We start from the raw sequence: 13290 nt of genomic DNA, 5'->3' as shown, positions 1-13290 counted from the left end.
ACGATCTGTGATCTATTGCGATTGCTAACCTCAAAGTGGTCGATATAATAATCAATTACGTTTACGTTCGGACTAATCTACATGGTTGATATGCAAAGGGAGGAATGGCTGAGTCTTATGCTCTCCGAGCTACCTGATCGTCTGCTGATCATTGATGAGCACGGACGTATCGTGGATAGCTTTGGTGAAGCAACTCAATCAGATCCTGAATTAACCAATAAGTACCTCAACCGTACGTTTAGCGAGATCCTTCCAGAAAACCTTGCTGAGAACTTGGAGCAACACTTCAAGCAAGTGTTAACCTCAGGTCAACGTAAAACTCTGCAATACTCAATGACCCCTTGCCAACAGCTGCTGCTTTCTATCGAAGAGCTTGAAGCTTGGAATGGCGTCGACGAAAGATGGTTTGAAGTCTCTCTCAAGCCCATCACATTGGCAAGTGGCGCCAAATATGTTCTGTGGCAAGAGAAAGAGATCACCAAAGCTCACCTTCACCAAGTTGAATTAAAGAAACTGGCTGAAACCGATGAGTTGACTGGCATATTAAACCGCCGTGCCTTTATGCTAAGACTGGAACGAGAGTTCGATAGTCCAACCAAGCAGCACCTCTCTTGTTTGATGATTGATATCGACCACTTTAAAGAAATTAATGACCAAGTGGGCCACTTATCCGGTGATGAAGTCATCGTTCAAGTTGCGCATATTTGCCAAGGGTTAATTCGCTCCAGTGATTACATTGGCCGTTTGGGTGGTGAGGAGTTTGGTGTGGTACTTTCTCGCACTAACGCGATTCAAGCGTACGATATTGCTGAGCGCATCCGTCACTCGATTGAGACAACCCCCTGTCAGGTTGATGACCACATCATCTTGCCGACCGTGAGTGTTGGTATTGCCGAGTTGAATGGCCATGTGTCATCTGTTAGAGAGCTGATGGTCCAAGCAGACAAAGCGATGTATTACTCTAAGCAAACCGGTCGTAACCAAGTCACTCTCTACTATGAGAACCTTCCGGACATCAAATCAACTACTGAGTTGAAAGCCAATATCCGCCGCGCCTCTTAAACGCCCTTTTCTATCTCACAGCAAGAGTCTTGATGTGCTTCGCTCGCAAGCGCACCTAAAATCGAACAATGGCTAGCATCGTCATCTACGTGCCCACAGCAAGCATCATTAATTTTCTTCAGTGCTGTGCGAATTCGAGTTAATTCAATAATCTTTTCATCAATCACAGAAAGCTTAGCTGTAGTGATGGCCTTAACTTCGGCGCAGCTATGTTCTGTTGCCTCAAGTTTTATCTCTAAAAGTTCGCGAATCTCATCCAAGCTCAAGCCTAAATCTTTCGCTTTGAGGATAAAGCTGACTTGATGTTGGTTTTCTTCATTATAGAGCCGGTAACCTGAATCACTGCGACCTGCAGGTTTAATTAGCTGATTCTTTTCGTAAAAGCGCAATGTATCTGCTGTGACATTACAGCGCTTAGCCAATTCTCCGATCTGGAACATAACTTTTCCTATTAACTGTTTCGTTACGTTTTAAGCCTAAACTTGAGCTTTTCACAATTATTTTCGAGATGCCAAACGATTGCGCGAGCTTTTTTGTAATAAATTAGTTAGAATGTGCGCCATCAAACTCAGAGACTAGTTTGCCACCAACAAATGTTGGAAAGGTCTTTACCAAAACTGGCCAATATCTTACTGCCTGATTGTAATCAAAGCATAAGAACAAGTTCACTTTTGGCAAATATCTTTATCTTACGTATTAACTCTGTGACTTTGAGGAAATGGAAGCATGACTAACGCTCGTCCTATTCGCCGCGCACTAATCAGCGTATCAGACAAAACTGGTATTGTTGAGTTTGCCCAAGCTCTTGCTAACCGAGGTGTTGATATTCTCTCAACAGGTGGCACTGCTCGCCTACTGGCAGAAAAAGGCATCTCAGTAACTGAGGTATCAGATTACACTGGTTTCCCAGAAATGATGGACGGTCGTGTTAAGACGCTTCACCCTAAAGTACATGGTGGTGTGCTAGGTCGTCGTGGTCAAGATGACGACGTAATGGAAAAGCACGGTATCAATCCAATCGACATGGTTGTGGTGAACCTTTACCCATTCGCTGAAACAGTGGCAAAAGAAGGATGTACTCTTTCTGATGCGGTAGAGAACATCGATATCGGCGGTCCAACTATGGTTCGCTCAGCAGCGAAAAACCACAAAGATGTGACTATCGTCGTTAACGCGCACGACTACGACCGCGTTATTGCTGAGATGGATGCGAACGAAACGTCTCTAACTGTAGAAACACGCTTTGACCTAGCTATCGCAGCTTTCGAGCACACAGCCTCTTACGACGGCATGATTGCTAACTACTTTGGCACTATGGTTCCATCTTACGGTGAGAACAAAGAAGGTGACGAAGAGAGCAAATTCCCTCGCACATTCAACCAGCAGTTCATCAAGAAACAAGACATGCGTTACGGTGAAAACAGCCACCAAGACGCAGCTTTCTATGTTGAAGCTAATCCAGAAGAAGCCTCTGTTTCTACTGCTCGCCAAATCCAAGGTAAAGCCCTTTCTTACAACAACATCGCTGATACTGACGCAGCACTTGAGTGTGTTAAAGAGTTCGATGAGCCAGCGTGTGTGATTGTTAAGCACGCTAACCCATGTGGTGTTGCGCTGGGTGGTAACATCCTTGAAGCGTATGACCGCGCATACAAAACAGACCCAACGTCTGCTTTCGGCGGCATTATCGCCTTCAACCAAGAGCTAGATGCAGCAACAGCAACCGCTATTGTTGAGCGCCAATTCGTTGAAGTCATCATCGCACCATCTGTATCAGCTGAAGCAATTGAAGTGGTTGCAGCGAAGAAGAACGTTCGCCTTCTAGAATGTGGCGAGTGGACAACTAAGACGACGGGCTTTGACGTGAAACGCGTTAATGGCGGCCTGCTAGTTCAAGACCGTGACCAAGGTATGGTAAGCCTAGATGACCTTAAAGTGGTTTCTAAGCGCCAGCCAACAGACGAAGAGCTAAAAGACGCTCTATTCTGCTGGAAAGTGGCTAAGTACGTTAAATCAAACGCGATTGTTTACTCGAAAGGTGACATGACTATCGGTGTTGGCGCTGGCCAAATGAGCCGCGTTTACTCAGCGAAGATCGCAGGCATCAAAGCGGCTGACGAAGGTCTACAAGTTGAAGGTTGTGTGATGGCATCGGATGCGTTCTTCCCATTCCGCGACGGTATCGATGCGGCAGCAGAAGCAGGCATCAAGTGCGTGATTCAACCGGGTGGTTCTATGCGTGATGACGAAGTTATCGCAGCAGCAGACGAACATGGCATGGCGATGATCTTTACTGGAATGCGTCACTTCCGCCACTAAATAGAGGCGAGATCGCTTCGCTTCTGGAAACGGGACCGCGGCGCTCCGAGAAGAGCAAAACGAATCTAATTTAGCTAATTTGAAATACTCTTAGTTTTAGAAACTTTCATTTTAGAGCAAAGCCATATTGATAAGGTCAAGGAGAGCTCGCGGAGTTTATAAGTATAAATGAGCAAGCTCGACACAGAGATTAGCAATATGGCGCAGCTATCAAAGGATAAATAAATGAATGTACTTATCATTGGTTCTGGCGGTCGTGAGCACGCTTTAGGCTGGAAAGCGGCACAAAACCCAAACGTAGAAACGGTATTTGTTGCGCCTGGTAACGCAGGTACTGCTCTTGAGCCTAAGCTTGAGAACGTAAACATTGGTGTTGAAGCGATTTCTGAACTGGTTGCTTTCGCGCAAGAGAAGAAAATCGAGCTAACTATTGTTGGCCCTGAAGCTCCGCTTGTTATCGGTGTGGTTGATGCGTTCCGTGAAGCGGGTCTGCCAATCTTTGGCCCAACCGAAGCAGCAGCACAGTTAGAAGGCTCAAAAGCTTTTACTAAAGACTTCCTAGCTCGTCATAACATCCCAACCGGTGCTTACGCAAACTTCACTGAAATCGAGCCTGCATTGGCTTACGTTCGTGAGCAAGGCGCACCTATCGTGGTCAAAGCCGATGGTCTTGCAGCAGGTAAAGGCGTTATCGTTGCGATGACTCTAGAAGAAGCTGAAGACGCAATCAAAGATATGCTCGCTGGCAACGCGTTTGGTGAAGCGGGTAGCCGCGTGGTTATCGAAGAGTTCCTAGACGGTGAAGAAGCAAGCTTCATTGTGATGGTCGATGGTAAGAGCGTTCTACCAATGGCCACTAGCCAAGACCACAAACGTGTCGGTGACAAAGACACTGGCCCTAACACAGGTGGTATGGGTGCTTACTCTCCAGCTCCTGTCGTAACTCCTGAAATCCACGAGCGTATCCTTGAAGAGGTTATCTACCCAACAGTTCGCGGTATGGATGCGGAAGGCCACCCATACACAGGCTTCCTCTACGCAGGTCTAATGATCGATAAAGACGGCACACCAAAGGTTATCGAATACAACTGCCGATTCGGCGATCCTGAAACGCAACCTATCATGATGCGTATGGAATCTGATCTTGTCGAGCTATGTCTAATGGCTATCGACGAGAAGCTAGATGAAGCTGAATCTAAATGGGATCCACGCGCCTCTATCGGTGTGGTACTCGCTGCAGGTGGTTACCCAGCAGATTACGCTAAAGGCGATGTTATTTCTCTACCAGCAACAGAAGCCTCTGGTCAGAAAATCTTCCACGCCGGTACTGCTAACAACGCATTAGGTGAGATCGTGACAAACGGTGGCCGCGTTCTTTGTGCAACAGCACTTGGTAATAGCGTTTCTGAGGCTCAGGAGCAAGCGTACGCGCTAGCTAAGCAAGTAAGCTGGAATGGTATGTTCCACCGCAATGACATCGGCTACAGAGCGATTGCGCGCGAGCAAGAACAGTAAATAACAACATCAGTTGGCTTATCGTAAAAAGGCGCTCATTAAGCGCCTTTGTTTTATCTATCTTTTGCCGCTTATTACTCTTCGATCAGAGCAGGTCGTTCGATGCAGTCATGGCTATCTTCCGCCAGCATGAGTAATTGGTTTACGATAACCTTTTTGCTTTGCGTGGTACCTAAAAACGCCGCATAGCTGTCTACACTCGACAAGCGGTTGATCACAAAGCTTGGTAATGTCTCGTTAAACTCTACTTGCTCATAGCTTTGTCCTGAACAAGTATCAAAGCTTGAGCCATCCCAATAGCCCTGAATCAAACGAACACCTGAATTGCTCTGCTCTTTGGTGCGGGTTGGAATAGTCAAAGCCTCTTGCTTAAGCCAAGCAATCTTGTCGGCTTTCAAGGGCAAGACCTTCCCGTCGAGTCGATACTGCTGATAGATCGCTTCACCATCTTTGCTAAAGCGAACATGAATACGGTACGGAACTAAGCCTTGATTGTCTTTTAGCTGTTGCCCTTCACGAATCAGTTCTCGAATCTCGCCATCTTCCCATCGATAGTCAGACTTATACCAACCATAGTCTCCGGCGCTCACATAGTCCGCAGCGGTGTAAGGAAAAGATAAACGTTCGGTGTACCAATATAGGCTGGTCGCATCCCCCATACTCTGACCACCAGTATACTCAGTAAACTGGTCTAAGTTGGGAGTCGGAATACTCGAAGAGCATCCAATCATTAAAGAAGCGATTAGTGAAGGTGCTAGAAGTTTTTTCATCGTCATAAACAAATATACGCCAAGATAGCAGCTACCTTGGCGTATTATATACAATTCCGAGTTTGAAACTCTGAAATCAGCAATAAATTATTTTACTGAATCTTTCAGTGCTTTACCTGCTACGAATGCAGGAACGTTAGCCGCAGCGATTTGAATCTCTGCACCAGTCTTAGGGTTACGACCAGTACGTGCTGCGCGGTGGTTAACTTTGAATGTACCAAAACCAATTAGTTGAACTTGGTCACCCTCTTTAAGTGCATCAGTCACACCTTCAAGAGTTGCTTCAAGAGCAGCTTTAGCTTGCGCTTTAGATAGGTCTGCTTTCTCTGCGATAAAGTCGATTAATTGGGTCTTGTTCATTAGGTTTCCCTTCTCATATGTTATCGAATTCAACTCACTCTAAAACATAAATGCCCCATCTGGCAAAGGTTTGTAAGCGATCTTTAGCTCTCATGACGCACTTTTAACCATATTCTGAGCATTAACTCACAATTTGTTACTCTGTCAGCAAGACTTAATACTTGTTTTTAACCTATTTTGGCCTTATTTATAGACATGCGAGAGCCCGTAAAGCCTGATATTTCGGGACCTAAAGCGAATACAAAATGCTCATATCAATAATGCACAGGTACGAAAAGTCGCACTTTTCCGGCAAGAATTGATAGGGGTGTAAATCTACATAGGACACTTATGTTGTTGCTAACCATATACGTCACTGTTGCGATTGGCGTATCGTTTATCTGCTCCGTATTAGAAGCGGTTCTTCTGAGTATCTCACCAAGTTATATCGCCCAATTGCGCCAGCAAGGGCACCCTGCGGCTGAGCAACTGGCTAAGCTGAAAGCGGACATTGACCGCCCACTGGCATCGATCCTGACCTTGAACACGATTGCCCACACCATTGGTGCGGCGAGTGCAGGTGCACAAGCTGCCGTTGTATTTGGTAGCGAGTGGCTAGGCGTTTTCTCTGGCGTGCTAACTTTAGGTATCTTAGTGCTATCAGAAATCGTGCCTAAGACCATTGGTGCCACTTACTGGCGTCAGCTAGCCCCAGTTTCAGCTGTGGTTCTGCGTTGGATGGTTTGGGCGCTAACTCCATTTGTGTGGTTCTCAGAGCAGATCACTAAGCGCTTGGCTCGTGGGCATGAAGCGCCAAAGATGCGTGATGAACTATCCGCTATGGCCATTTTAGCCAAAGAGAGTGGCGAATTTGCGGAAGGTGAATCTAAGATTCTGACTAACTTGCTCGGCATCCAAGATGTACCCGTCACTCAGGTGATGACGCCTCGTCCTGTCGTTTTCCGCGTTGATGCCGAAATGACGATTAATGAGTTTCTCGATAAACATAAAGAGACGCCGTTCTCACGCCCTCTGGTTTATAGCCAGTCGACAGATAACATCATTGGTTTTGTGCACCGCCTTGAGTTATTTAAGCTGCAACAAGCGGGCTGTGGTGACAAACAACTGGGAGCAATAATGCGCCCTGTGCATGTACTCTTCAACACTATGGCACTGCCAAAAGCGTTTGAGCAGATGATGGCGAAGCGCCTGCAATTGGCGATGATCGTCGATGAATACGGCACCATTCAAGGTATTTTGACTCTGGAAGATGTGTTTGAACACTTAGTTGGTGAAGAGATTGTCGATGAAGCAGACCGCACCACTGACATGCAAGAACTTGCTTTTGACCGCTGGGAGAAGTGGAAAGAAAAGCACGGCGTAATCGAAAATCGTGATGACGATGAAGACGAAGAAGTTGTTGAAGAACCAGTAGATAAACCGAAAGACAATAAAGACGAGAGCTAGTTAGCTAGAAAACTGGATAACTGGATAACTGGATAACTGGATAACTGGATAACTGGATAACTGGATAACTGGATAACTGGATAACTGGATAACTGGATAACTGGATAACTGGATAACAAAAAAGAGGGTTGACGTGAAAGCGTCAACCCTCTTCTATTTTAATAAACTCAAGTAGGGAATACCTAACTATGGAAGAGTGTTCTATAGCTCGATACCAATATTGCTGACACCTTCATCGCGAAGCTCAGCACGTAAATCTTTGATCAGTTCAATGTCACGCTGTTCAGCTTCTCTCAATGGACGGAAGATCGCCCACTGAACATCCCATTCACCGCACACTGCTTTATTCTGTTTTTGGTTATCGTTAGTAATCTCTTCACCTGTTTGAGCTTCTTCAAGTTGAGCGACCGTCATCACCGACTGTTGACTTACTTTGTGCATGTTTTCAAACAGATAATCTCTATCTAGCAAGCCATGTAGAAGGTTAGACAAGGCGACACAAGCATCAATCGCTGGGTAGACACCGTAAAAATCAAAATCTTCTGAGCTTGGAATGATCTCTTCTAGCTTTTCTAGCTGACGCTCAAAGTTCACTTTTGCTGTTTTGACAGTGAGCTGCTCCCAAATGCTGTCTAAAATATCACGGTAAACACGCGCTTCGGCAAACTCGGTGCTATCACAAAACATTGCATAGTTTGGGTACATACGTTCACACAGACTCGCCATAAAGGTAATCTGTTGCCATGGTTCTAGCTTCTCAAGACGAAGCTGAAGAGGGTTCTGTAGCATAGAGACTCTTTGGGTCAGTTGACCTAGTTGCTGAATTAGACAGCGAAAGTGTACTTGATAACCAACGGGGAAAAAAGCAAGGCGATGAACAATTTCACTCATAAAGTTTATCTTCTTACCGAAGATGATGGCCGTTACCAACAGTTACTCGAACAAGCGGCACTTCCTGAACTCCAATTCACTACATCGCGCAGTGAGGCAACTATCCTACTTGCTTCTCCTCCGCTCGCTGCTAAACATCTTGATGATTTTGTGAATCTTGAGTGGATTCAATCTATTTATGCTGGTGTCGATGCCTTAGTGAGCAAACTAGACGATTTCTCAGGCGAGCTAACCAATGTAAAAGGTATTTTCGGTCAGCAAATCGCCGAATACGTCTTGGGTTATACCATTGAGCACTATCGTCACTTTAATCACTATAGACAGCTGCAAACACAAAATCAGTGGCAGCCCAAGCCTTACCTATCTCTGGCGAAAAAGAAGATGGTTATCCTAGGTACGGGGTCGATAGGCGCTTATCTTGCGAGCGTCGCTAAGGGGTTTGCCATCGAACCGATTGGCGTTAACAGAAGTGGCATTCCTGGCAAACAGTCCCCTTTTGAGGCTACCTATCATATTCAGGAATTGGCTACAGCGTTAAAACAGGCGGACATCGTCGTTAATACCTTGCCAAACACTCCTGAAACAGAAAATATCCTCAATGGTGAGAGCTTGGGTCACTGTTCAAATGCTCTGCTGTTTAATGTCGGCCGCGGTAGTGCAGTTGATGAAGATGGGTTGTTCGCAGCGCTTGATAGTGGCTGCATCTGTCATGCTTATCTAGATGTGTTCAAACAAGAGCCAATGAATCAAGAGCACCGATTCTGGCAACATGAGGGGATAACTATTACTCCCCATATCGCAGCTCTGAGTTTCCCTGAACAAGTTATCGACATTTTTGCCGAAAACTATCAGCGCTGGCGTGATGGCTTCGGGCTGATAAATGTGGTCGACCTGAATAAAGGTTACTGATGTTAGAACCGCTATTGAATGAGATAAGAGCTTGCAAGGTCTGCGAGCCTTCTCTACCCCTGAGAGCCAACCCTGTCATCCAGGCATCGAGATCTGCAAAATTGTTGATCATAGGCCAAGCGCCAGGAACAAGAGTCCATGAAACCTCAATACCTTGGAATGACCCAAGCGGTAATCGGCTGCGTGAGTGGTTAGCGCTCGACAAAGAAACATTCTACGATCCTAATAAGATTGCCATTATGCCTATGGGCTTATGTTATCCGGGTAAAGGCAAAAGCGGCGACTTGCCGCCACGGAAAGAGTGCGCGCCACTCTGGCATCAACGCATTCTTGAGCAACTACCAAACATAGGTATGACTTTACTTATCGGACAATATGCACAGAACTACTATTTGCCAGATAAACCGAAAACACTAACCGAGACGGTTCAGCAATGGCAACGCTGGGCACCCAGCTACCTCCCCCTGCCTCATCCGTCACCACGCAATACTTTGTGGTTAAAGAAAAACCCGTGGTTTGAAGCTGAGATTGTTCCGTTTATTCGCGGCTATGTGCACCAACAATTAGACCTATAAAAACAAAAACGGAGACCGAAGTCTCCGTTTTTAAATCGCTATAAGTAGATCGGGGGATTACATCATACCGCCCATGCCACCCATACCACCCATGCCGCCCATATCAGGCATTGCAGGAGCATCTTTTTGTGGTAGGTCTGTCACCATAGCTTCAGTCGTAATCATTAGACCCGCTACTGATGCAGCAAACTGAAGTGCGCTACGAGTAACCTTAGTTGGATCTAAGATACCCATTGCGATCATGTCGCCGTACTCACCCGTTGCAGCGTTGTAGCCGTAAGAGCCTTCACCGCCTTTCACGTTGTTAGCAACCACTGACTCTTCGTCACCAGCGTTCTTAGTGATTTGACGGATAGGCGCCTCCATTGCACGTAGAGCTACGCGAATACCGACATTTTGCTCTTCGTTGTCGCCTTGAAGTTCAGTGATCTTAGAAGCTGCGCGGATTAGTGCTACACCACCACCAGCAACAACACCTTCTTCAACCGCTGCACGAGTAGCATGAAGCGCATCTTCTACGCGGTCTTTCTTCTCTTTCATTTCAACTTCAGTCGCTGCGCCAACTTTGATCACTGCAACACCACCCGCTAGTTTAGCAACACGCTCTTGTAGCTTCTCTTTGTCGTAGTCTGAAGTCGCTTCTTCGATTTGCTGACGGATTTGAGCGACACGACCAGAGATCATTGCTTCTTCACCAATACCATCAATGATAGTTGTGTTTTCTTTAGTGATAGCAACACGCTTCGCTTGACCTAGATCTTCTAGAACCACTTTCTCTAGTTCTAGGCCTACTTCTTCAGAAATCACTGTACCGCCCGTTAGGATAGCGATGTCTTGTAGCATAGCTTTACGACGATCACCGAAACCAGGCGCTTTAACCGCCGCTACTTTCACGATACCACGCATGTTGTTCACAACTAGCGTAGCTAGTGCTTCACCTTCAACATCTTCAGCGATAATAAGTAGCGGGCGAGACGCTTTTGCTACTGCTTCTAGAGTCGGAAGTAGTTCGCGGATGTTTGATACTTTCTTGTCGATTAGAAGAATGAAAGGATTCTCTAGATCAACAGAGCCTGCTTCTTGGTTGTTGATGAAGTAAGGCGATAGGTAACCACGGTCGAACTGCATACCTTCAACCACGTCTAGCTCATCTTGTAGAGCCTGACCTTCTTCAACAGTGATAACGCCATCACGACCGACTTTTTCCATCGCTTCAGCAATGATGTTACCAACGCTTGAATCAGAGTTAGCAGAGATAGTACCTACCTGAGCAATCGCTTTAGTGTCTTCACATGGTACTGACAGCGCTTTTAACTCTTCAACAGCAGCAACAACCGCTTTGTCGATACCACGCTTAAGGTCCATTGGGTTCATGCCAGCAGCAACCGCTTTTAAGCCTTCGTTTACGATAGCTTGAGCAAGTACAGTTGCCGTTGTTGTTCCGTCACCCGCCGCGTCGTTTGCTTGAGACGCAACTTCTTTAACCATTTGCGCGCCCATGTTTTGGAACTTGTCTTCAAGCTCAATTTCGCGCGCTACAGATACACCGTCTTTAGTAATCGTTGGTGCACCGAAAGATTTGTCTAAAACAACGTTACGGCCCTTAGGGCCAAGTGTTACTTTTACTGCGTCAGCCAGAACGTTTACACCCTCAAGCATTTTTACGCGTGCGTCGTTACCAAATTTAACGTCTTTAGCAGCCATCTTTAGTTTCCTTTTCTAAATTCTTTGTTTTGATTTTCAGCTGAACCTGAGCAAAAAATTACTCAATGATTGCTATTATTCAACGATTGCCATGATGTCGTTTTCAGACATAACTAGCACTTCTTTTCCGTCGATTTTTTCAGTTTTAGTACCGTAACCTTCAGCGAAGATAACAGTGTCGCCAACTTTAACGTCCAACGGTAGTACTGTACCGTTTTCTAGGATGCGGCCTTTACCCACAGCTAGTACAACACCGCGAGTCGATTTCTCTGCAGCAGAACCAGTCAGAACGATGCCACCTGCTGACTTAGATTCAACTTCTTGGCGTTCTACGATAACTCGGTCGTGTAATGGACGAATGTTCATCGGTCGTCTCTCCTGAAAATTTCCATGTTGTTTGATAATTGCATTGCGCGAAAGCACAAGGCTTCAAAGTCTTGTGCTATCTATATGAGGGATAAATTCAGGAAACCCAAGGGGGAAGTAGTGGATTTTTGTGATCTGGTTCAGAGATAAGTTCAATCATAGCGGAGTAAACAAAAACGCCTCGCAAGTTTTTAGCTTGTGAGGCGTTTATAAGCAAGGAAGTTAAACCTACCTAATCTTCTTCTCGTCGAAACGCGAAACGAATAAGAACAATAGCTACGCCTAACATACCGCCAAGTAAGGTACCTAAAACAGCAATTAAAGCTCGTTTAGGCTTATCGCGTGTGATGGGTTGCTCGACATTCTCTAAGAAACGGAAGGTTTGGAACTCAACTGTGCGGTCAATCTTAAGATTTTCAAGCATATCCAATTTAGCATTGATTTGTTGAAGGCGCGGTTCCACAACGCTTAAATTTTTTACAGATTCTAATGCCTTAACTTTTGCTTCCAGCGCTTTGGTGCCCAAATCAATACCAAATAGTTCATTGCTACTATTAGTTTGGATAGGTTGTGTCACACCAGCTGCTTTGGCTATATCCATTGCATACTTGGCTCTTTCTGCTTCAACAAGCAATTTATTGGCCGCTTGGTTCTCTAATATTCGCTTCTGCTGAACTAGTTCATCGCGCTTACCATCCACCATTACCTGTAAATTGTTTAGTGCATCTTGATGAGCCTTGCGCTTAATAATTGCAATGTATTCATTAAGTAAAGAGTAACTACTTTCTTTGGTCGTTGATTGAAGCGAGATGTCATATGGTGTCTGCTCAACCTTGCTATCTTTCTTAGCGTTAATTTTTTCGAACCAATATGCGTACAAACGACGTGCACTATCATTTGTATCTGTATCAACTTTACTTTTGAAGAAGTGGAACTCTTCGCTTGAATCCAAAAAGTTTCTTTTATTAATACTTGAGTTAAAAGCGTCAACAAAGCGCTTAAATAAAACTCCAGTATCCACTAGTTTATCTAATTCTCTACTAACTAAGACGGTACCATCCTCTTGATAGATATCGAATACCGGCTGAAACTGCCTCACTAGCTGTTGATACGCTGCCATATCTTGAGGCTGAGCTTGAGTGATTTTCGCTTTAGATGACCACCATTCCTGAACATTCAGGGCATAAATTACTGCACCAACAGTAAATATTAGAGTAGTAATAAAAATCAACAACTTACCCACCCAAAGAGCTTTGAGTAACTCTCGAAGGTCAATTTCATCATTAGATTGAAAAGCTGAAGGTATTTGAGGTGAGTAATGTTGATTTGTTAGTGGTTGATTTTGCTCGCTCACACGTAGTCCTTTTACAAGC

At 45.3% G+C, this 13290-nt stretch carries 13 protein-coding genes; 6 read left to right on the top strand and 7 right to left on the bottom strand.

Going from position 1 to position 13290, the window contains the following annotated elements; all coding sequences use genetic code 11:
- The first annotated feature begins 81 nt into the window (after window positions 1–81).
- Entirely contained in the window at window positions 82–1062 is a 981-nt protein-coding gene (locus tag AC5O63_RS16620; RefSeq protein ID WP_494505668.1) for a sensor domain-containing diguanylate cyclase, read from the top strand.
- Here AC5O63_RS16620 and zntR read toward each other — a convergent pair.
- Window positions 1059–1502: a Zn(2+)-responsive transcriptional regulator gene (gene zntR, locus AC5O63_RS16615; protein WP_004742949.1), complete on the bottom strand. Its 444-nt coding sequence runs from the start codon at window positions 1500–1502 to the stop codon at window positions 1059–1061. The two genes, AC5O63_RS16620 and zntR, sit on opposite strands and share 4 nt — an antisense overlap.
- Window positions 1503–1788: 286 nt before the next feature.
- Here zntR and purH point away from each other — a divergent pair, with 286 nt between their 5' ends.
- A complete protein-coding gene (purH, locus tag AC5O63_RS16610; protein WP_494505667.1) occupies window positions 1789–3381 on the top strand; it encodes a bifunctional phosphoribosylaminoimidazolecarboxamide formyltransferase/IMP cyclohydrolase in 1593 nt (530 codons plus the stop codon).
- A 225-nt stretch (window positions 3382–3606) separates the two neighbouring features.
- Window positions 3607–4896, top strand: coding sequence for a phosphoribosylamine--glycine ligase (gene purD, locus AC5O63_RS16605; protein ID WP_494505666.1), 1290 nt, complete (start codon window positions 3607–3609; stop codon window positions 4894–4896).
- Window positions 4897–4970: 74 nt separating this feature from the next.
- On the opposite strand, the gene AC5O63_RS16600 is transcribed toward purD, so the two are convergent.
- Together AC5O63_RS16600 and hupA are read right to left on the bottom strand one after the other, a co-directional pair.
- Window positions 4971–5672, bottom strand: a complete 702-nt coding sequence (locus AC5O63_RS16600) for a DUF1481 domain-containing protein (RefSeq protein ID WP_494505665.1) — start codon at window positions 5670–5672, stop codon at window positions 4971–4973.
- Between the two features lie 81 nt (window positions 5673–5753).
- A complete protein-coding gene (gene hupA / locus AC5O63_RS16595) occupies window positions 5754–6026 on the bottom strand; it encodes a nucleoid-associated protein HU-alpha (protein WP_004742945.1) in 273 nt (90 codons plus the stop codon).
- 330 nt (window positions 6027–6356) lie between these two features.
- Between hupA and AC5O63_RS16590 the strand changes: the two genes are divergently transcribed.
- On the top strand, window positions 6357–7472 hold the full coding sequence (locus tag AC5O63_RS16590) for a hemolysin family protein (RefSeq protein ID WP_272786131.1): 1116 nt from the start codon (window positions 6357–6359) through the stop codon (window positions 7470–7472).
- A gap of 201 nt (window positions 7473–7673) precedes the next feature.
- On the opposite strand, the gene AC5O63_RS16585 is transcribed toward AC5O63_RS16590, so the two are convergent.
- Window positions 7674–8261, bottom strand: coding sequence for a YjaG family protein (locus AC5O63_RS16585; protein ID WP_494505703.1), 588 nt, complete (start codon window positions 8259–8261; stop codon window positions 7674–7676).
- A gap of 84 nt (window positions 8262–8345) precedes the next feature.
- Between AC5O63_RS16585 and AC5O63_RS16580 the strand changes: the two genes are divergently transcribed.
- Together AC5O63_RS16580 and AC5O63_RS16575 are read left to right on the top strand one after the other, a co-directional pair.
- Window positions 8346–9272: a D-2-hydroxyacid dehydrogenase gene (locus AC5O63_RS16580; protein WP_494505664.1), complete on the top strand. Its 927-nt coding sequence runs from the start codon at window positions 8346–8348 to the stop codon at window positions 9270–9272.
- Window positions 9272–9847, top strand: coding sequence for a uracil-DNA glycosylase family protein (locus AC5O63_RS16575; RefSeq protein ID WP_494505663.1), 576 nt, complete (start codon window positions 9272–9274; stop codon window positions 9845–9847). Before AC5O63_RS16580 ends, AC5O63_RS16575 begins: the two co-directional genes overlap by 1 nt.
- Before the next feature lie 57 nt (window positions 9848–9904).
- Here AC5O63_RS16575 and groL read toward each other — a convergent pair whose 3' ends face one another.
- The 3 genes from groL to AC5O63_RS16560 all read right to left on the bottom strand — a co-directional run bounded on the left by groL (window position 9905) and on the right by AC5O63_RS16560 (window position 13271).
- Window positions 9905–11551, bottom strand: a complete 1647-nt coding sequence (groL, locus tag AC5O63_RS16570) for a chaperonin GroEL (protein WP_004742940.1) — start codon at window positions 11549–11551, stop codon at window positions 9905–9907.
- A 75-nt stretch (window positions 11552–11626) separates the two neighbouring features.
- Window positions 11627–11917: a co-chaperone GroES gene (locus tag AC5O63_RS16565; protein WP_004410737.1), complete on the bottom strand. Its 291-nt coding sequence runs from the start codon at window positions 11915–11917 to the stop codon at window positions 11627–11629.
- A gap of 232 nt (window positions 11918–12149) precedes the next feature.
- Window positions 12150–13271, bottom strand: coding sequence for an LPS O-antigen chain length determinant protein WzzB (locus AC5O63_RS16560; RefSeq protein WP_494505662.1), 1122 nt, complete (start codon window positions 13269–13271; stop codon window positions 12150–12152).
- Window positions 13272–13290: the final 19 nt, after the last annotated feature.

This window comes from Vibrio sp. SCP2, assembly GCF_059295395.1.
The sequence above is the reverse complement of the archived record's forward strand: the minus strand, read 5'-3'. Positions and strand labels throughout refer to the sequence as shown.